We start from the raw sequence: 20439 nt of genomic DNA on the forward strand, positions 1-20439 counted from the left end.
TAATTAGATCTAAAGTAAGAAAAGCGTCCAAAATATTGGGCGCTTTTTTTATTAACTAAATTAAAATCTAAGAAAAAAAATTGAGTTTTATAGAGAAAGCTAATTACATAGAATGTCTCTCAGAGTTAGTAAAGAGAGATATTCTCTAGTTAAAATATATTTTTTTAGGAAGTAATTTTAATCTAAGGATTACAAATTTTAAATGGTAAATATTTGATATTAATATAATTTGTTATCGCTACCAGCAATTCTCTCCTTCACCAATAGGGATACAAATATCTTCTTCTTTAGCTTTTTTTCTAAGCTTTTTAGCCTCTTTATCAAGAGTGCTTTTTTCATCAACTTCTTGATCACTTGTCCACTCTTTTAGTCCTCCCATAGGTTCTTTACCTGCATTACTAACAGAAGGATTAATTGTGCTAGTAGCCAAAAGAGCTGAAGCTGCTAGGAATATAGCGATTGGTGATCTCTTACCCATAAGAACGATATTAATACTCCTTATTCTGACCCGATCATTGCAAATGTGATACCAAAAAAGCACTTACTGATGTATCAAATAGCACTAGCTCTAATCACCTAGCCTCCTAAGTAAATTGCTATATGATTGAAAAACTAAGTCCAGCTCTGCAGATCTGCCATGTTTGGCAAGTAATCCTTTTGCTCCCGCATCGAGTCCAAACAATAGCGTTCTATCATCATTATTACTAACATAGCTTTGTATCCAGCCAACACATACAACTCTCTGGCCAGATTTAACTTGCTCCACTGAATGCAAAGAAGTGCTTGGATAGATGACAAGATGACCTTGAGCAAGCTTGAACTTTTTCACCTCTTGCAGGGTATGTATAGACAATTCGCCACCTTCGTATTCTTCAGGGTCATTTAAAAACAAGGTAAAAGACAAATCACTTCTACCAGAACTCATATATGGGTTATCTATATGTATTCCATAACCTTGGTTTTCTGAAGTTTTTGTAAACATAACGCCATGGATTTTTCTAGGCAAAGAGAAGCTTTTAATTAACTGATCTGAAGTAATCGCTTTTCGAATGATTTCGACATTTTCAATGGCAATTTTTGAATTTCTATTTAATTGCAAATTGTCTTTTAATTCAGCGGCATGCGTACCTGCCGTCCTTTTACCACTTTCCCAGCTCATTTGATCGCTCTCAATACTTTCCAGACATTTCGCAGCTTCAGCTTTGCCTATAAGCTTATGTACTAAAAAATCCATAAACAATCAAAGACTAATAAATCAGACAGAAAACTATTGAGCAATCATATCTCAAGGAACAATTTATACTCTCCTACGTATCATATGTGCACACGTATTTACTTTTTCTTGTTTTGTCTAAGATTAATATTAATCATCAAAATGCAATCGACTAATGAAAGTTTCAAGAAGCATGATCTCATCTCTAAGTGCATGTGCTGTAGTAATTGGAGCTAGTTTAGGTGCACAACTTACCGCTTCAACAAAAAGAGAGGTTAGGGTATATTCTGGTCGGCACTATAATACTGATAAACAAGTATTTAAACAGTTTGATAAAGAAACAGGAATTAGGGTAAGGCTTATTGAAACTGAAGGCATCTCATTACTTGAAAGATTAAAAAGAGAAGGCAAAAAATCTACTGCTGATGTCATCTTATTAGTCGACGCTGCAAGAATAAATAACGCAGCAAAGGATGGTCTTTTACAATCATTTCGATCAGATAAATTAGAAAAAAATGTTCCTTCTAATTACAAGGATTCAAAAAGAAGGTGGTATGCACTTACCAGGAGAGTAAGAGTGATGGTAGTGAATCCAAGTAAAGTAAATGCATCTAAGATACGAACATTCGCAGACCTAGCTGATCCTTCCTTAAAAGGATTAGTATGCCTTAGAAAACGCAACAGCCCATATAATCAATCATTAGTAGCTAATCAAATAGTTCTCAGGGGTGAAAGAAAAACAAGAACTTGGCTGAACAAAATGTTATCTAATGTATCTCAACCTTACTTCCCTGGAGATATAGGAATAACACGTGCTGTCGCTCAAGGAAAATGCGGAGTTGGAATAGTAAATCATTATTATGTTGCTAGAATGCTTGCAGGAGTTAATGGCAGCAATGATATACGTTTAGCAAAAAAAGTAAGGGTAATTACACCTAACCCTGCACATGTTAATGTAAGCGCAGGTGGGTTAGCAAGATACGCCAAGAATAGATCTGAAGCGATAGAGTTTTTAGAATACCTTGCTTCACCTAAAGGAAGTGAGGGGCTTGCAGGACCAACATATGAACACCCTTTAGTTGGATTAAATAATAGTGAAGAGGTTAAAAGTTTTGGAGGTTTCAAACCAGATAAAGTAACAATCAGCCAATTAGGAGAATATAATTCTAAAGCCATTAAAATGATGATTAAAGCTGGTTGGCAATAAATTCAATGTTCATATTACTTTTGAAATAGAATAAAGAAATAAATAAAGAGTTTAATAGGTATAAAGTATCCTTACATAAAATTATGTTTATAAGGATAATTTTATGTAAGGAGAGGTGGCTAAGTGGTCTAAAGCGAACGACTCGAAATCGTTTGACGTTATAGCGTCCGTGGGTTCGAATCCCACCCTCTCCGTTCATGACTTTTTCCGTAGGCGTCTCAAGGCATCCATTACGGTCAAGAATTTCGTCTGAATTCTTTATTCTTCCGTCAATTTCAGTGTTTCAGAGATTTATTGTATTCGCATAGGATTTTGTTGTTTTCAGTGATACGAAACCCGCCAGTATTATGAGCATAAGAAAAGCTTTGACTATTAAAACTTACCCAATTTCCCCATCCCACTGATAATCCAATCTCTTCTCTTCTTTTACTATTTGGATATCTGACGATAATCTTTGCAGCATGAATCCTTTTTAGCGGAAGATTATCTTGTTTAATATTTCCAATGTCCTGCAAGTATGGAGGAAAACTTTCAAATTTAATTACATGTCCATAGCAATTTTGTGAAGATGTATAGATGAATCTATTTGGACGATCATTTTCTTTATACGTATGAGCTGTCGATGTATTATTAAAGTTTAAAAAATTAATTATAAATAAATTACTAATTATATACAATACATGCTTATTCAATTTGAACATACCATATTGAAACATATAATCCATTCTATCGTATAAATCTATTTATATATAGCATCTCTTTCTAATAAAAACTTGAAATCGTCTTTTGCCTATTTGTGATTACCTAACTTCGTCCAAGAAAATAAGCGAATTGGCAATGATTATTTAAATCGAATTTCAACTATATCTAACCAATACTAAAACCGATTACTCCTAATGATAAGGATCCCCATCAACATATTCAATTGATAAATCATGCAATCTACTTAATAGGCCTGAATCTAGATCTATAAGGAGAAAATAATGCCTTTTTGAATAAATTATTGGTCTTATACCAGTTTTCCATTTATCTGAAATACATGTGTAAAGAGCGTCGTAGGGTCTGCCCTTTTGATTATTAAAATATGAAATCTTTTTATGTTTAATTTCATTGCCATTTTTATCTAACAATGAATGTGATAAAAATCTTTGCTCTTCATAATTTCTCCAAAATATCTCACAAGAGGAAGATATTATTCGATGGAATTTTCCCTTTAACCTTTCCTTTAACTGTCTTCTGATTCCTGCTAGATGGTATATAGATAATCTAGCAAAATCTTCTGATATCAATGCTATAGAGTAATCATTACTTGATGAATAATTCCATTCCTCGAATTTTGGAGCTAAACCACTACCTTTAAGAAAATAATTCATTAGGCAATTTTTGTTACGCTTGCATTTTAAGATATATTTATTATCACTAATATTATCTAGAGTATTCTCTAAATTTTTCTGGAAATTTTGATTTAAAGTAAGTGTAACCGGTACAATGATTGTACTATCCATATTCCATTTGCTAAGCTCATACAAAGGTGAGTTACATAAACTATAAACACCATTATTATCAACAAAATTACAATCTTTCTGACTATAATCAAATTGTACATCTGATAAGTTTAAATCTCTTATACGCTGAGATTCTCCTATTTTAATTCCTACCACTTCACCAGAAACCAAAGGTGAATAAATATTTTCCAGAAGGAAATCTAATTTTTGATCCTCGTTATTTAAATCTGTGGCAACAGAAGTGAATACATTAAGATTCCTAATTTTTACTTTTTCAGATGCTAATTTCTTCATATAATGCCTAAGATCTTCTACTCTCACATCAATTCTTGCAGAGATATTGTAAATTGAACCCTTCTTTTTTATATCAAGTATTTCAAAATACTTGATAGATCCCTGCGCGTAATCTCTTCTATCCTTTTTTATTATCTTTGTTTGATTAATTATACCAGCTCTAATTTCCTTCTGGTTTAAAATCTTGGTTTCGGAATCAATAAAAGAACCGACAACATTTGCAAGTGCATTTTCTACAGCATTTTGTATAGCAGCTTGAACAGATTTCCCAATTCCTTTAGCATCAATTGTTTTAATTATCTCTTTATTAGTAGTTGAACTATCATCAATCAGTTTTGATGTATGGTAATTTTTAATATATTCTTTGAAATCTTCTACTCTAATATCAACACGAGCTATTACATTATAAATTGAACCATTCTTTTGTATATCTAATATCTCAAAATACTTAATTGATCCCTGAGAGTAATCTTTTATGTCTTTTTTAATCACTCTGGTCCTACTAATAACACCGTCCCTAATTTCCGTTTGCTTTTTTATTTGAGTCTCTGCATCAATAAAAGAACCAACCACTTGAGTTAAGGCATTTTCTGCAGCATTTTGTGCAGCAGCGTCAACAGATGTTCCATACCCTGCAGCTGTAACAGTTTTAATGGCTTTTTTGTTTGATCTATAAGAATTAGATATTTGGGTGAATGTTGTACTTCCAGAAGCTTCTTTTAAAGGGGGAACGGACTCATAGGCAATCGAAGATGGACAAAGAAGTAAAGGGAATAGATATATAAACTTTGGCAAATTCATATTGGCAGGAGTTTATTCTTCCTCTTGCATTTTACGCCCATAGTTTAGCTTGGTTTATAATGTTGGTTGTAACCCAATCAAAATCATGAAATTTACATATCTTTCCGCAGCGTTACTTCTTTCTTTTATTACTCCAACAAGTACATTTGCTTCTTGTAGAAATTATCCTAAGAGACCAGGTGTAGATATTGTTGAAGTAGAGAATGGAGTGAAAATATTTTCAACTGCCATGGCTACTGTTCCAATTGATGATGCAGAGCTATATATTGATGCACTAGAGGAGGCAAAAGTCGAGGCAAAAGTCGGAATATCGAGCTTTATGTCTGAAAATGTTTCAGAAGCATGCAAAAGAGATAGAAAGAAAATAAAAAAATTACGTGTAACCAATGAAAATAAAAGTGTTGATTTGGAAAAAGTCAAGACAGTGTTGTGCTCAGTTAGCACTCAAACCCAAGCACTATTAAAAGGCACAGTGAATGTTGGAGAATGTTATACGCCAGGCAAATTTGTAATGGTTACAGTTGGAATAAAACCTCAAACGATTTCAAATGCAAAGAGATTATCTAACAACTTAAGAGGCACAGCAGATCTTACTTCAGATGGTTCCTCTTCAAACTCAGGCGGATTTACAAATATAGATGGATATTCTAATACTGATAGATTTAATGACTTCTAAGGGGCCTAATTAGTGTTTAGTTTAACCTTTGCTTCATAAGCTTCTGATACATTTCCGGCCATTTCTCGTAAGAAATATCGCAAGGATCACATTCAAGCCACTCTATAGTTGCTTTCATAACTTCCCTCCCATACTCAAGAAGGTTTCTCTATTACAGAGGCAACACTTGTACTCGGGATAATGCCTTTTCATAATTGCTCCTATTCCCATAGCAGTAATTGAACTTTCACATAGGATCCAAATCTCTTTTTTTTCTTCAACAAAGATGTGGTTGCGAGGTAATTCCATTCTTCAAGTTAGCGTAGCATCTTTTTTTTAATTATTCATTAGAAGATCATCTACATTTCTGATATTTTATAGCAGAAGTTTTCCATTTACAAGAAATTATTGGCTTAGTATACTTCATCTAAATTAAATTGCTAATTAAAAAATTCAATATTTATAGCTTTGAGCTCCTTCATTATATCTAAATCCAAATCCATAAAAAGAAGATATTTCCTCTCTGACGAAATAAAGTGCTGTAATCTAAATTTTGTTTTTATATAATTTCCATGAAGCGGTGAGAAATTGCCGTAATATCCTAAACCCCAATCTATTGGCACCAATACAAGGGGAGGTTTGCAATAATAAGTAGAGGTTGAATCAGAAGCCATCGTACAATAATGTGACATCTGATAATTATTATCTTTGGGATCATATTCCTTTGTGTATAGCAATTGATTATTAGTACCATATATATTTATTCGGAAAGGATTAAATGTTTTTGGGTAAGGCCTTCCTTGGCGATCTATAGTAAGATATTTAGTGTATTTTTGAAGCTCCCATTTATGCTTAACATCTTTTAGGATATATGTTGTGAAATTCTTTCCTTTCATATCTATAATTGAAATAGTATAATCATTTTCCTTATCAAATAGTCCTTTAGAACGAAAGGAATCGATATTCTTATCTATCTTTATCATATGAGCTGGGGTTGCTATTCTAGTTACTCTCTTCTCATCACTTATATTATCTAGAGTAGATTCGATTGTTTTAATAAAGTCATCATTTACTAGAAAAGTAACTGGTATGACAAAAGTCTTAAACTTATCGAAACTAGGAGGAAACGATGATGGGTTGCATAAATTATTTCTACCATGACCATGCCCGGCACTTTGGGCATATGATCTTGAAAAAGCAATCCATTCCTTACAAAAATTTGAAGTGAAGAAATCCGAATGCTTTATTGGATTCCCAATATCTACTGTAACTATTTCACCTTGATTTTCTAAAGGCCTAAGAACTTTACTGAAAAGTATGTCTCTTTTTTGATCTAGGTTTCTTAGATTTGAAGTGACTTCAGTAAAAAGGTCTATTGCATTTATTTCTTTTGATGTTTTTGCTAATTCTCTAATATAGACTCTAAAATCCTCTATCCTAATATCAACTCTTGCAGTGACATTAAAAATCGATCCATTCTGTTGAATATTGAGAATCTCAAAGTATTTAATAGATCCTTGCGAATAATCTCTGATATCCTTTTTAATTATTTTTGTTCTGCTAATAACACCATCTCTAATTTCTTTTTGCTTTTTAATTTGAGTTTCTGCATCCATAAAAGAACCAACAACTTGAGTTAAGGCATTTTCTGCAGCATTTTGTGCAGCAGACTCTAGCGATGTTCCATAGCCACTTGCAGTAACAGTTTTTATGGCTTTCTTATCTGATGTAAAGGAATTAGCTATTAGGGTTGATATTCTCCTGTCAGATTTTTCTTTGAAAGGTGCCAGGGACTCATGAGCAATCGAATATTGACAAAGAAGTAATGGGAAAAGGTATATAAACTTAGATAACTTCATATTCTCGCCAATTTTCTAACTGTTAGTAATTTACTATCACAAGCACTTGCTTGAGAAGTCTGGAAGAATATTGGTTATGAGAATAAAGAATGTTGGGTGAATGGATTTGGTTAAGACAATCGAATGCTTGAATGCAAATGTTTGATCAAAACAATCAGAGCGTTACTACAAATGCATCTCTAAAATTTATTGATTTTATGTAATAGTGTATTAGCATAATTATATTCATACTATTTGATGTGATCATGGAAATCAATGAAGTTGATTTCCAACAGACTCTTTAGACCACTTGAGCAATCCATGTTGTCTATACCTTTTCAAGATGATCTATTTGGTATCAGTTCAGCATCATTACCAATCAAAGAACTATTAGATGAGCTGCTTGGAAAATGATTATATTAACTGGGCATAAAGGGTTTATTGGGAAAAAGTTCTTAGATAAAATATCTGTAGATGTTTTAACCATAGAGAAAGATACTAGTTTGAATTTTCGTGAATCATTTACTAATTGGAAGGATATAAGTTTGATAATTCATCAAGGTGCAATATCAGATACAACATGTACAAATATTAAAGAGATTTATACATATAACATTGATTATACTGAATGGTTATTTAAACAGTCAATTAAATATCAAATCCCTATAAAATATGCTTCTTCTGCATCAGTCTATGGTAATCAACAAGGCATAATAAATCCTCTCAATTACTATGCAATATCGAAAGTAATAATGGACTATTGGGTCCAGGACCATATAAAAGAATTTAAATTAGTTCAAGGATTCAGATACTTTAATGTATATGGGAAAGGAGAAGACCATAAAGGAGACCAAGCGAGCCCTATATCTAAGTTTGCAAAACAAGTAAAAGAAAATGGTAAGTTAAAGCTCTTTGAGGGTTCTGATAAATTTCTTAGAGATTTTATTTGTGTGGATGATGTTGTAGATATTGTTCTTAATAATAAAAAGCCATCAGGCATCTATGATTTAGGTACTAGCAAGCCTATAAGCTTCCAGAAGGTTGGAGACCTCATAGCCAATAAATATGAAGGTCAAATAGAATATATCCCCTTCCCAAATCATTTAGTAGGCAAGTATCAAAACTATACCTGCGCAAGGGATGAGGATTGGGGCCTTAACTTTATTTCAGTAGAAGATTATATAAATAGCCTTTAAAACCCTATTGAGAAATGGCTGGCAGATCCAGAGTCGAAGAAATAATAGGACTTGCAGTGCTCAATAAACCAAAGAATCAATTCCGCACATTTATGTTCTGGCGATCACATTTGATTATTTGATTTCCTTGTGAATAGTCATCTTATTTAGCTGAGGGCAAAACTTTTTAAGCTCCAACCTTTCGGTTGTGTTCCGACGGTTTTTTTCTGTCGTGTATCTTGACACTCCAGGAGAACGCTTTTCAGAAGCAGGAACAGTTCTACACTCAGTACACTCTATGGTTACAACGATTCTAGTTCCTTTCTTTGCCATAACTATAAATTCCGCGTTAAAGGAGTATTAATTGATAAGATCATATTACAACCTAATAGGTGATTTTAGAATTTATTGAAGCTCTCTTTGAAGTCAGACTTCAGATGAGTGCTTCTGGTAGGAGGTGTGTTCAAGCATGTTTTTTAAAGTGGGAGTTTGGGAACAGTTTCAATAGATCGCTCTCCTTTGCTCAATAACTTACTCAAGCAGAATAAAATCAATTAAATCCTATTATTTTTCATTTCTATAGGCTTTCTCAAGAAGAACATCAAATTATTTAAGCCTATTGGTGAAATTCAATGGGGCTTCTGAATTCCAACACTCACACATACGAAGACTTAGGTTTGCTAATCGCAACAAGTGCTTCCGCTGGAAGCGATCCTAAAGAATTGGAGTTGAAGGTTTGATAAAAATTTGGCAAGAAAGTGTAGTTTTAGAAAAAATTTCTTTTGATTAATTAATAGGAATCTTCAGATTAAATTTTACAGAAGTCTTACAGAAGAGGGTATATAATCGAAACCCACTGAAGGGGTTAAGATGGTAGATAAAAAAAGGATTTTTAATAGAATATTTTCTCTATTAGCAGTCAACTCTATTCTATTGCCCTCTATAGGAGTACAAGAATTAAAGGCTTTGCCAATAAGCAATTTTGATCATTTAGAAATTTCACAGAGCTTATTAGATTCAGAGCCAATTACTATTGCAGTTAGGAAGGTAAAGAATATGGCTGGTAGCTTTGCTGAAAGCGGGGAAATATATGGTCCTAATGGTAAGAAAATTAATGTTGGGTTTTGGAATAAAAATGTTGAGATTAAACTTGCAGAGTATATTTCAAATGCACTTTCAGATACCGGTCATTTCATTATAGTTGAGAGAAATAGGTTATACGATGTCTTTAATGAACAATCAATTAAAGGAATAAATCCAAAAACTGCAATCAAGAAAAATAACTTGACAGCTGCTAAGTATATTGTACTGACGACATTGAGCAATTATGTGCCAAATTCATCAGGCTCAAGAAGTAGCTCAGATTCAAGATTCTTAGTTTTTAAATCAGGAAAAGATCGCGCTAAGGTTAATACTTATATATCATTAGATGTAAGGATCGTTAATACAAGTACAGGGACTATTGAGCATAGTAGAACAATTGAAGGGATAACTTCAACAGTTGCGAAAGCTGATAGATCGGGAGTTACATTAGGTTTAGCTAATAATGTCAGTGAGAAGCAAAGGTATGATATGACTGCCACAAGCAGGGCCTTACGTGCAGCTGTTATTAACGTAGTTGATTATTTGGATTGTCGTCTATATCTTCAAGATGAATGCTTGGATGAATATAAAGCCATGGATGAGATAAGGAAAGAGTCCACTAAAGATACATTTGATCTTTTTTAGTTAATGCAATTCAATTGATTATTCATACTTAAACAAACGACGCAAAATCATGAAGTTAAATCATTTAAAAAGCAAATTACTTGCATCTGTATTTATAGTCTTATTTTTGGGTTTTGATTATGCTTATTCTAATCAAAAAAGAAGTGCTGATAATTCAAGCGCAATAGAGAAAGATATTTTAATTGATGAAATGATAAATATGGTGCGTGATTCTCAAGTCAAAAACAGAACTTATAAGATCAATCGGAATAGCAAGTTAAACACTATAACACTGCATGTTTACCCCTTTGAGTTAAGAACAGAAGGCAGTCCAGACTGGTGGTCTGAAAAAAAATCATATGATCTAGCTTATCTATTAAAAAAATCGCTAGACAAATACCCTGGTCTAAAAGTCAAATTATATAAAACATGGGAAGAGTATTTGATTAATGAGGAAATGAATCAAAATAATTCTAATATAATGAAAAGTAAGAAAAAAGAAGAGTTTAAAACAAACTCAAATTTCTACCAAAAAGCTAAGGAGAGTCTATTTAATATATCTAATAATATAAATTATTTTATTAAAAGAGATGAAAAAGAGAATCAAGAGATTTTACAACCTAAACAATACCATTTATCAATTCGTCCAAATATAACTGAATATATTCATCAGAGACTGCCTTCTAAGAAGAGAGGGATTGGACTTGGCTTTGTTGCTTTTAATTCCAAGAAATGCATTACAGAAACTTATTTTTCTTCAGACTATAAAATGAGCTTTGAAGACCAACCCAAATATCTGTTAGATTCTGGTAATTTCAATCATTTAAAGACATTTGAATATTCTAAATCACTTACAATAAATAAATTAATAACACAGACAATGGGGGGTTCAAGTATGAATGTTAATTTAATATTGGGTGGATTTGGTGGAGGTAAGTTCAAAGAGCCTAATAAACCAATTAAAAAGATAATTTATCAAAATATTGTAGATGCTTCTGAGGGTATATATTGCCTAATCACAAATCAAGAAGAGTGTATTAATTTTTACAAGGATAGGTTGGATCAGTCGCCTACATTGCTTAAGATAAAAGATGAAAAGAAGCCTGTTGACAAGAGTTGCTAGCCTTATTAATTTTACAAATTAATAAACTTTTTTTTCTAATCTAAAATCACTTGCTATTATTTAACTTAAACAAATAATTATGAGATGAGACTTTTATTTAACTATAGGAGATTAGGCTTTTTGCGGTTTATTATTATTGGATTACAATTATTTTCATTTTCTTCTTTTACTCCTCCTGTTCTTTCTCGCTCATACCCTTTTCAAGGAAAATGTGGAATATTAATGATCGAAGCTTATCAAGAAAAATGTAAAGCTCTATTTTCTGAAGATATCTTAACAATTATCCCTAAAGGTTCAAGGCAAATAAGGATTCTACCTCAGCAAATTGTATCTTTCTCACTTGCAAATAAAGCTACAATGAAAATAAATGAAAGAGATCCTTTATGGAAAAATTCTTTTAATAGAGGTAGATTTTGGTGGAAAAATTCAGCCACTCCAGAATGGGTTATTAAAGCCTCCCAAAGGAGAGAGTTGCATCAATTCTTGATTAGTTATGTTGACAGAAGCTTTAATCCACAGTTAGTACTTTTTGTCCTAGACGATCCAACAAAAGCCGGCTCTATGAGCATTGCATTGAATAACATGTCAGGGTTAAACTTAAATCAAACTAGAAAGCCAGGTGATGCATTAAGTTCTCAAATTTCATATCGAATGATAAAGAAAGCAAAGCGCCAAGCCAAGAGGCTTAAAGGACTATGTAATGCCTCAATGTATGACGATGCTAAACCAGTGGCAATTGCTTTAGATTCATACGTAAATAATACTATTAATGAGATATCTATTTTTTCTGGTTCTGAACGAACTATTGAGGATCTGCAAAATATAGTTGATGGAGTTATCTCAAATTGTGATGGTAAAAGGCAAGAGGATATTGCACTAGAGAGAAAAGAGAAGGAAGCGGCAGAGGAGGCCAAAACAAAAGCAGAAGCAGAAAAGCGAAAAGCTGCTTTTGATATGCTTGGATCCTATTAGAAAACCCCATAGCAAATGAATTCTCTAAAAGCCCTACCATTTCTAATATTTCTCTCTATTGGAGTTTCAAGTTGTGGCAACTGGAATATTAAAACAGGTACGTCAGACATAACTAAATCAGGTGGATTTATGTTTGACCATAATTCTGGAGATATAATAGGTACTGAAATAGATGAGAATGGGAACTTAAGAGATTGCACAAGAGGAAATTCCTCAAAGAAAAGAGGATTACCATCGTGTAATAGTATTATTGACAAAAGAGAGCTAGCAAGAAGTAATTCACTTAAAGATTCAAATAAGCAATCTGAAAAATTATTAACTGATAAAGTTGCTGGGGTTAATTTATTTAACTTGCCGAATGGTTCTCAGATAAGAGTTAAATCAATGGTTAAATATAATGATAATACCGGTCAACTAATAATTAATTCTCAGGTAGAAAGGGTTAAAGGTAATAGTGCATTATTCGAAAACTTATTTATCGAAAGCAAAGCAAATATTATTATTTCTTTTTTAGATAAGGATGATTTTGAATTACTTGAACCATTAAGGCTCCCATTGAATGTTCTTAAAGGTCAAGCTCAAAACATATCATATAGAAAAAAGATAGGTAGAACTACAGATGACATCATTGCAGTCAGGTTACAAGCAAGAAGGACAATTAAAAGTATTAGAGAGTACAAGAATATAGCTAGAATAGAATCATCAATTAACTTCTAGTTTTCATTCAAGATAATTCACTTTATACACTCAAAGCCAATATTTTCAGGGTATTCCCAACGATTCTTATCTTCAACCTCCTTAAACTCAGAATATTCAGAATCATCAAATCTAGCTCTTCGAATACTCGAAAATTTGACTTTTGATAGTTCATTTTCCAATGTTTGATAATCATACATAAGGTGATGACCATCACCTCTCATTCTGCTAAAAATATTTTCAAAACTTTCCTTACCTAGGTTTGAGTTTAAACAGAAATCTATACTTTTAGATTTTGAATCCGAATCTAAATACTCTTCTATAAAATAACGCAAGTTCGGAACGACTAGTCTGAAAATGCCTCCTTTCTTTAAAATTCGATAACTTTCCTTAATGGCAAAAGTAAATTCCTTTAATGGTAAATGCTCTAACACATGAGACGCATATAAAAAATCTACTGAAGAACTTCTCTCTGGCAATCTTTTAGTTATGTCGCCATAAATTGCTTTGTTCGAGATAATATTCCTTAGATTTGCAGATATACGCGGATTGGTTTTTTTCAAGATTTTATAAATTATCTTAGAAAATAGTTTTGAAAGTGGGATTTTTTGTATAAAGAGGGTTGGGGTTGAGTCATAGTTTTTCCACCCGATAGGATTACTTAAACCACAACCGTATTGAACTTTTAGGGAATCCATATGAATGTTAATTGTGCAGGCAAGCTGATTTACTAATATTAAGTCTAGTTTATTGCGAGAACAACACTTTTAGCAATATAAGTTTTCACTATATAATTGTTCAAATTGTTGGAAATTCATACTAATTAGCTTTCTAAATATAAAGACTGTGATATTTGTAAAAGAATCAAAGAATAGATACTTAAATGTCTTCTGTCCTTATAAAAATAGCATCTAATTGAAGTAAGCGATGGCTATCTGGATCTTTCGTAACTGTTTCTAAATGCCATAAAGAGAATCCCAGTTTCTTTAGCCTATCGATAATATCCCACCAAAGTTTTTGATTCAGATATAATGGAAGTAATGATAATTCAATTAATATCCCTTTACATCTTCTCAAAGTATTATCTGCTCCATCTAATACATTCCACTCGTAACCTTGGGTGTCAATTTTTAAGAATAAGTTTGAGTCTTCATCTATATATTTTGTAGAGATATCATCAAGTGTATTTATAGGAACATTTTCTTTTGAAACATATTCTGAACCAGGACAAATAGAAGTGTGGGAATCTAAGATTGGCAATATAGATGAGCATCCAGTGTGACCTGAAATGTTAATACTTATCTCACCATTACTATCACCAACTGCAGATTGAGGGTAAATTATACAATTCTGATTTTTAGTATTCTTAAGAAGTTCAGAATATGCTTTAGAAATTGGCTCAAAGCATACTATTTGACCTTTATAGCCAATCTCTCTAAGGAATATTGAAAAAAGTCCAATATTGGCTCCAACATCAAAAACTATATTTATATTATTACTTTTAATTATTTCTTTGAATAATATATTTGAATCATTAAGCCTGGAATACCTAGTAATATCTAATCCAATATTTTTTGATATTTTTTTAAAGAATGATCTGAAATTTCTTTTAATTGGGTTTGGGGATGCTGTAAATCTCAAAAGGCTGTACCTTAATAACCTTTATTATCTTACTAGATATTTAACCAACTGAGCTATTATGAATACCGATATACAAATCTAAATAACTTTAGATCAGATTAATTAATAATTACTACATATTTTGATAGATAGTGTTTAACCTTTTCAAGCGATTAAATTATAGAAAAATGTTTTAGGAATTTGTCTATATCAAGAACTCTATTAATAGATTTTGCCAATTACTAAGTCAGAATTCATGATATGAGCCTAGAGATTTAGAGGCGTCTGCAGCCTTGCTATCAGCCCAGCCTAAAATTAAGAATTGCTCTTTTGGACAATATTGTTCAACAGTATTCAAGAAATGGAAATGCTTCATTGTCTCGTTTCTTAAAACCAATCGATTTGATTGAGGGAATATTGCTTCAGCTGTAAATTCATCCCGAACATAAGTCAAAATGCCTCCATAATCCCAACTCCATCCTTCATTTACAAACAAGGAAAATCCCACAATGCCAGCAAAACCATCATGGTGTGATCGATATACATCTCCAGAACGCATACGAACGGCTGCTGGAAATAGGGAGTATTTAGCTTTTCCTTGTGAGGCAGCTTTTAGAATTGGAGTTAAATAGTCTAGAAATACTTTTCTCAAGGTTTCTAGCTTTTCTCGTTGTTTTATTAAAGAAAATTTAGCTATATAGGGCTCATCTGCTCCAGGAAGGGTTTGAATGTTTGACGAGAAGATATGGCTATAATGATTGGGGCGAACTTGGTAGTGACATTCTACTGAACTAGTTTTTAATTCTGATAAAAGTTGACCGTATAAATCATTTGGCAAGAAATTGTCAATTACAAGGTATCCATGTTGATATAAGCGATTCATCTCAGCCTCGCTAAGCAGCTCAGAACATTGATTGGTATTTATCCTGTCAGGACTATTAGCCATTACACAGAGCTTGGAGATTACTTTTTTTAGCGGTCTCTCAACTTTTGTTGAGTAAATTCATAGTATACTTTACATGTAGGGAGTTGGTAAGTGATAGGAATTTTATTAAGATTATTGAATTGCTAATATGATTTAACATAGAAGTTATATGAATCATATAATTCATATGAATTATATGCAATTTACTTTTGTATTATAAAACGATCTGAATTAGATTAATGTCTTGGGGTTAGTTAATTAATATTGTATTGGTTAAAGCTCATATTCATGCTACCATTTTAGCTAAATAGCGGAAAGCATTGCAAGAAAAAATGAGAGTAGCATATATTTCATTTTATGCTAAATCATTTGATCATGAGTATGACTCGTGCAGGGAAAATGGAGGTGTTCGCTACGTTGAGCTTAAAAAAAAAGCAAAGTCTAATGGTATAACTTTTGAGAAATATAGAACTAAGTTTCATTCTGAATATGATGTTCTAATGATCTGGGACATTCCAAGGATAACAGATTTAATACCAATATTAATTAACAACATTTGTATTAAAAGGATACCAATATTGTTGATCCTAGAGGAGACTCCATGTGGCAGAAATCGTTTTATGATGAATATACCTTGCTTATTTAGCATGGTCTGTGTAAATACAATTGAAAGCAACTTTAAATATAGATTCTACAAGACAAGGTGTTTTGTACAACCAGGAATACCTAATAAAGAAGATATAATTAATTGCAAAAGCGAAATATTAGCGGGTAATAGAGTTAAATCTATTTGTTATATTGGAGCTGGTAAGACATCGGTAAACCCTCTCTCTACTTATAAGTTAAGAAGAAATATAGTAGAGATATTAAGCAATGCTAAGATATCATTTTCTCTTTTTGGAGAAGGCTGGGGCAGAAGAACAGTCCCTATGGATTTATTCGGCGCTGCATTAATTTCTAGAGTTAAGCCTATAAAAAAAATAATAGAATGGATTATAAATATTAATCATCAAAAAATTATTAGTAATGGAAGAATCAAATCTAAAAAAGATACTATGAAAAATTATAATTTCGCTCTTGCTATAGAACCATATATAGGAAGGCCATATATTATTTTAGAGAAAATATTTGATCCAATGTTAATTGGTTGTATACCAATTTATTATGGTCCAAGCGAATATTCCTCTATTCCTGATAATATTTTTATTAAAATCAAGAAAGAAACTAATATAAACAAGTTAACAAATTACTTAAACTCATTCTCTGAAGAAGAGCTGTCAAAATATAGAAATGATATATATAACTATCTTATATCAGAGTTAGCAGATGAATATAGATATGATAAATTTACTAAATGTTTAATTGAAAGCCTATACGAACTTTATTAGTGTTCTAAATAAGGCATTAATTATTTTTCCAGTGTATTCGAAGAAAAAAGATTTTAAAGATTATAGCCAGAAGCTCTAAAAGGATTAAAAGCCCAGTGAAACCAACTTATCAATCTTAATCATGCATTCTATTCATCAACATATTTAAGATCAAAACCACTACCTAGAAAGGTCCAAGAACTTATGGCATTATCAACTCATTGAAATTAGATCTAAAGATTCTTATGAACATCCTATACATAAGCGAATTCGTTGAAACCAGTGTAAAATAAGCAAAACCATAAAATAAATTGCTCGAATGTCAATAAAGCCAGAAGTAAAGAAATACAAAGGGAGTAACCTAATCAGAAATTTGACTGCGCCAAATTTAAGCTAGCTAGTAATACTAATTCCTTTTGCTTTAAAATCAATTTGGGAAACCTGTTATTTATTTCCCCAAATAAATTTCATTCAATTCAATAATATTAGTTTAATTTCTATTTTCTCTAAAATCAATGAAAATGGATTTAGGAATCTTTTAATATCTAATTTGATTAGTTTAATTGTAATAGTAACTCCTATATCTGTTATTACAATCTTTGAGTTCTTCTTTAATGATGATAGGGGAAAAGGTGATTTCAAGCAGACAAGCTTAGGGAAGATGAGTGAAGGAGAAGGGCATAAATATGCTGATATTTGGTATTATACTTTCTCACTTGTATTAAGAAAATTACCATTCTTAATCACTTTCTTTACACTTGGATTTTCAATTATAAACAATGAGATTGGTGATTGGTTTCATGATTTTTATGTGAAGTATATACCATATGAATCATCCATATTTGTAGCCACTATCGGAGTTATGGTAGTTATACATATGGAAAGCCTAACCCAATATATAGGACATAGATTGGCTCATAAAGTTCCTCTTTTATGGGATTTTCATGAACTTCATCACTCCTCTACAAAAATGACAATTTTATCCATTAATAGGGAAAGTCCTCTAGATGAGGTATTTACTTTCCCAATCACTGTCCCAATAACTGCATTATCTGGCTTGTTGCTAAATGAATATATTAAACAAGATTTAATGCTCCCATTCTTTATATATCTTGCCTATATGATTATAAAAGATTTAAATGGGCTTCTAGGACACTCATCCTTAAAGATGGTTTATCCCAAACCTCTCTCATATATATTAATGAGCCCCGCTCTTCATTGGCTTCATCATTCAGAGAACCCTAAACATTTTGATTGTAATTTATCAAATGACATAGTGATATGGGATAAAGTATTTGGAACCTATCTTGGTGAGGAATACCTAGAAGAGATAGAGTCATATGGTGTTCATAATACTGAGTATAACAAGCATCATCCTTTATATTCTGTTACTGTTTTACCTGTATTGAAGCTTACACGCCGTATTAAAAAGGTAATGGCATAAAACCTACTTAATTAAACAAATAACATGGTTAGTTTAAAAGATAAAATCTATATATTAGGAATCTCCTGCTTTTATCATGATAGTGCAGTTACTCTAATTCGTGACGGAGAAATTGTTGCTGCAGTTCAAGAAGAAAGATTCTCAAGAAGGAAGCATGATCCTAGATTTCCTGTTAATGCAATTAGGTACTGTCTTGAATCTCAAAATATTGACCTAAGTATTATTAAATCTATTGTTTATTACGAAAAGCCGCTTCTAACATTTGAACGTTTATTAGAGACATACCTTGCAACAGCACCAAGAGGTTTGCGTTCTTTTATTGCAGCAATGCAAGTTTGGTTAAAAGAAAAGCTGTTTTTAAAATCAGAGCTTAAAAAACAATTTGAAGGCCTTCAACAGGAACTAGTCCCAAAGGTTAAACCTAATATTCCAGAGTTACTCTTCTCAGAGCATCACCTATCTCATGCTGCAGCTGCATTTTATCCAAGCCCAATTAAACAGAGTGCAATACTTTGCATGGATGGAGTAGGAGAATGGGCTACAACATCTGCCTGGATTGGCAGTCAAAATACAATTAAACCTCTTTGGGAAATAAGTTTTCCACATTCCCTTGGTCTCTTATATTCTGCATTTACATATTATTGCGGTTTCAAAGTCAATTCTGGTGAGTATAAATTAATGGGTCTAGCACCATATGGAGAGGCAAAGTATGTAGATAAAATCAAAAACAACCTAATTGATATTAAAGAAGATGGAACTTTTAAGCTTGATATTAATTACTTTAAATATCATCGAGGGTTCCGAATGACTAGTAGGAAGTTTCACAATCTTTTTGGAAATGCTCCTAGAGAAAAAGAAAAAGAGATAACTCAGTTCCATATGGACTTAGCCGCATCTATTCAAGTTGTTACTGAAGAAATAGTATTAAAATTAGCCAAATCGCTTCAAGAAGAAACCGGAATTAAAAATCTCTGTCTTGCAGGTGGAGTCGCATTGAATTGCGTCGCAAATGGAAAGTTGCTGAAAGAAGAAATCTTTAATGATCTTTGGATTCAACCTGCAAGTGGAGATGCTGGTTCCTCTTTAGGTGCAGCACTTGTTGCGTGGCACCAACATTTTGATAAACCAAGAAGAGCTAACCCTAATGATTCAATGAAGGGGACTTATCTTGGTTGTGAGTTTTCGAATCATGAGATTATTAGTTATTTAAAAAAAATTAATGCTACTTTTCAAACCCTAGAAGATGACAAACTCTTTGAGAAAGTTGCGCAAGAGCTTGAATACGGAAAAGTAATTGGTTGGTTTAATGGGCCTATGGAATTCGGGCCTAGAGCCTTAGGGGGAAGATCCATTATTGGTGATCCACGCAATAAAGAAATGCAAAGAAAACTAAATCTTAAAATAAAGTATAGAGAAAGTTTTCGTCCTTTTGCACCATCGATTTTAGAAGAAGATGTTGCCAGTCAATTTGAGATGAATGTTAAGAGTCCTTATATGCTTCTGGTTGCTCCTATTAAGAAGAAACTACGCAAAGCAATGTCAAGTGATGAACAAAAGCTTTTTGGCATACAAAAGCTCAATATTTCCAGATCATCTTTGCCTGCAATTACTCACGTTGACTATTCTGCAAGGATCCAAACAGTAAGTAGCAAAACAAATCCCCGCTATCATAAGTTAATTACTGCTTTTAAAGAACGAACTGGTTGCCCCGCAATTATAAATACATCATTCAACGTAAGAGGAGAACCTATTGTTTGCACTCCACAAGATGCCTTCCGCTGTTTTATGAGAACAGAAATGGACATACTTATTCTTCAAAACCGTATCTTATTTAAGAATGATCAATTAAATGAAGAGAAAAATGAAAATTGGATGCAGCAATTTGCACTCGATTAAT

At 32.3% G+C, this 20439-nt stretch carries 20 protein-coding genes and 1 tRNA gene; 11 read left to right on the plus strand and 10 right to left on the minus strand.

Translation table 11 applies throughout. From position 1 onward, the window contains the following. Nucleotides 1-238: 238 nt before the first annotated feature. Nucleotides 239-478 carry a hypothetical protein gene (locus EV07_RS06980; RefSeq protein WP_036918868.1) on the minus strand — a complete coding sequence of 80 codons (240 nt, stop codon included), beginning with the start codon at nt 476-478 and terminating at the stop codon, nt 239-241. 90 nt (nt 479-568) lie between these two features. Further along, nucleotides 569-1234, minus strand: a complete 666-nt coding sequence (locus EV07_RS06985; RefSeq protein ID WP_036918870.1) for a Fe2+-dependent dioxygenase — start codon at nt 1232-1234, stop codon at nt 569-571. A gap of 154 nt (nt 1235-1388) precedes the next feature. Here EV07_RS06985 and EV07_RS06990 point away from each other — a divergent pair, with 154 nt between their 5' ends. Together EV07_RS06990 and EV07_RS06995 are read left to right on the plus strand one after the other, a co-directional pair. Continuing rightward, nucleotides 1389-2420 (plus strand): extracellular solute-binding protein, encoded by a 1032-nt coding sequence (locus EV07_RS06990; RefSeq protein ID WP_036918872.1) that lies wholly within the window; start codon nt 1389-1391, stop codon nt 2418-2420. 109 nt (nt 2421-2529) lie between these two features. Then, nucleotides 2530-2614: transfer RNA gene (locus EV07_RS06995), tRNA-Ser, on the plus strand. A gap of 81 nt (nt 2615-2695) precedes the next feature. Here the strand turns inward: EV07_RS06995 and EV07_RS07000 are convergent. Then, the gene (locus EV07_RS07000) at nt 2696-3112 is read right to left on the minus strand and encodes a hypothetical protein (protein ID WP_152557641.1); all 417 of its coding nucleotides are present in this window, start codon (nt 3110-3112) and stop codon (nt 2696-2698) included. Between the two features lie 201 nt (nt 3113-3313). Next, nucleotides 3314-5020 carry a hypothetical protein gene (locus tag EV07_RS07005; protein WP_036918876.1) on the minus strand — a complete coding sequence of 569 codons (1707 nt, stop codon included), beginning with the start codon at nt 5018-5020 and terminating at the stop codon, nt 3314-3316. Nucleotides 5021-5105: 85 nt separating this feature from the next. Here EV07_RS07005 and EV07_RS07010 point away from each other — a divergent pair, with 85 nt between their 5' ends. Continuing rightward, nucleotides 5106-5696, plus strand: a complete 591-nt coding sequence (locus tag EV07_RS07010) for a hypothetical protein (RefSeq protein ID WP_036918879.1) — start codon at nt 5106-5108, stop codon at nt 5694-5696. A 114-nt stretch (nt 5697-5810) separates the two neighbouring features. Here the strand turns inward: EV07_RS07010 and EV07_RS10035 are convergent, their stop codons facing one another. Both EV07_RS10035 and EV07_RS07015 read right to left on the minus strand, forming a co-directional pair. After that, nucleotides 5811-5984 carry a hypothetical protein gene (locus tag EV07_RS10035; RefSeq protein WP_193742746.1) on the minus strand — a complete coding sequence of 58 codons (174 nt, stop codon included), beginning with the start codon at nt 5982-5984 and terminating at the stop codon, nt 5811-5813. Nucleotides 5985-6115: 131 nt separating this feature from the next. Next, the gene (locus EV07_RS07015; protein WP_036918881.1) at nt 6116-7534 is read right to left on the minus strand and encodes a hypothetical protein; all 1419 of its coding nucleotides are present in this window, start codon (nt 7532-7534) and stop codon (nt 6116-6118) included. Nucleotides 7535-7923: 389 nt separating this feature from the next. Here EV07_RS07015 and EV07_RS07020 point away from each other — a divergent pair, with 389 nt between their 5' ends. Next, complete coding sequence (locus EV07_RS07020; RefSeq protein ID WP_036918883.1) at nt 7924-8709, plus strand: NAD-dependent epimerase/dehydratase family protein; 786 nt, start codon at nt 7924-7926, stop codon at nt 8707-8709. A 114-nt stretch (nt 8710-8823) separates the two neighbouring features. Here EV07_RS07020 and rpmG read toward each other — a convergent pair whose 3' ends face one another. Continuing rightward, the gene (gene rpmG, locus EV07_RS09435; RefSeq protein ID WP_072013342.1) at nt 8824-9021 is read right to left on the minus strand and encodes a 50S ribosomal protein L33; all 198 of its coding nucleotides are present in this window, start codon (nt 9019-9021) and stop codon (nt 8824-8826) included. 537 nt (nt 9022-9558) lie between these two features. On the opposite strand from rpmG, the gene EV07_RS07025 reads away from it, so the two are divergent. The 4 genes from EV07_RS07025 to EV07_RS07040 all read left to right on the plus strand — a co-directional run bounded on the left by EV07_RS07025 (nt 9559) and on the right by EV07_RS07040 (nt 13207). Then, entirely contained in the window at nt 9559-10416 is an 858-nt protein-coding gene (locus EV07_RS07025) for a CsgG/HfaB family protein (protein ID WP_036918886.1), read from the plus strand. Nucleotides 10417-10522: 106 nt separating this feature from the next. Next, nucleotides 10523-11518: a hypothetical protein gene (locus EV07_RS07030; RefSeq protein ID WP_152557639.1), complete on the plus strand. Its 996-nt coding sequence runs from the start codon at nt 10523-10525 to the stop codon at nt 11516-11518. A 120-nt stretch (nt 11519-11638) separates the two neighbouring features. Beyond that, complete coding sequence (locus EV07_RS07035) at nt 11639-12490, plus strand: hypothetical protein (protein ID WP_152557637.1); 852 nt, start codon at nt 11639-11641, stop codon at nt 12488-12490. A gap of 15 nt (nt 12491-12505) precedes the next feature. Beyond that, nucleotides 12506-13207: a hypothetical protein gene (locus tag EV07_RS07040; protein ID WP_036918893.1), complete on the plus strand. Its 702-nt coding sequence runs from the start codon at nt 12506-12508 to the stop codon at nt 13205-13207. A gap of 17 nt (nt 13208-13224) precedes the next feature. Here the strand turns inward: EV07_RS07040 and EV07_RS07045 are convergent, their stop codons facing one another. The 3 genes from EV07_RS07045 to EV07_RS07055 all read right to left on the minus strand — a co-directional run bounded on the left by EV07_RS07045 (nt 13225) and on the right by EV07_RS07055 (nt 15752). Continuing rightward, on the minus strand, nt 13225-13884 hold the full coding sequence (locus EV07_RS07045) for a class I SAM-dependent methyltransferase (RefSeq protein ID WP_036918896.1): 660 nt from the start codon (nt 13882-13884) through the stop codon (nt 13225-13227). Nucleotides 13885-14065: 181 nt separating this feature from the next. Beyond that, nucleotides 14066-14827, minus strand: coding sequence for an FkbM family methyltransferase (locus EV07_RS07050; RefSeq protein ID WP_052043950.1), 762 nt, complete (start codon nt 14825-14827; stop codon nt 14066-14068). A 226-nt stretch (nt 14828-15053) separates the two neighbouring features. Continuing rightward, nucleotides 15054-15752: a 2OG-Fe(II) oxygenase family protein gene (locus EV07_RS07055; RefSeq protein WP_036918899.1), complete on the minus strand. Its 699-nt coding sequence runs from the start codon at nt 15750-15752 to the stop codon at nt 15054-15056. Nucleotides 15753-16051: 299 nt separating this feature from the next. Here EV07_RS07055 and EV07_RS07060 point away from each other — a divergent pair, with 299 nt between their 5' ends. The 3 genes from EV07_RS07060 to EV07_RS07070 all read left to right on the plus strand — a co-directional run bounded on the left by EV07_RS07060 (nt 16052) and on the right by EV07_RS07070 (nt 20438). Next, the gene (locus EV07_RS07060) at nt 16052-17119 is read left to right on the plus strand and encodes a glycosyltransferase family 10 domain-containing protein (RefSeq protein ID WP_152557850.1); all 1068 of its coding nucleotides are present in this window, start codon (nt 16052-16054) and stop codon (nt 17117-17119) included. A gap of 529 nt (nt 17120-17648) precedes the next feature. Then, nucleotides 17649-18542, plus strand: coding sequence for a sterol desaturase family protein (locus EV07_RS07065; RefSeq protein ID WP_036918905.1), 894 nt, complete (start codon nt 17649-17651; stop codon nt 18540-18542). Nucleotides 18543-18566: 24 nt separating this feature from the next. Further along, nucleotides 18567-20438: a carbamoyltransferase family protein gene (locus EV07_RS07070; RefSeq protein WP_036918908.1), complete on the plus strand. Its 1872-nt coding sequence runs from the start codon at nt 18567-18569 to the stop codon at nt 20436-20438. Nucleotide 20439 lies beyond the last annotated feature (1 nt).

This window comes from Prochlorococcus sp. MIT 0603 (genome assembly GCF_000760215.1).
In the GTDB taxonomy this organism is placed as follows: Bacteria; Cyanobacteriota; Cyanobacteriia; order PCC-6307; family Cyanobiaceae; genus Prochlorococcus_E.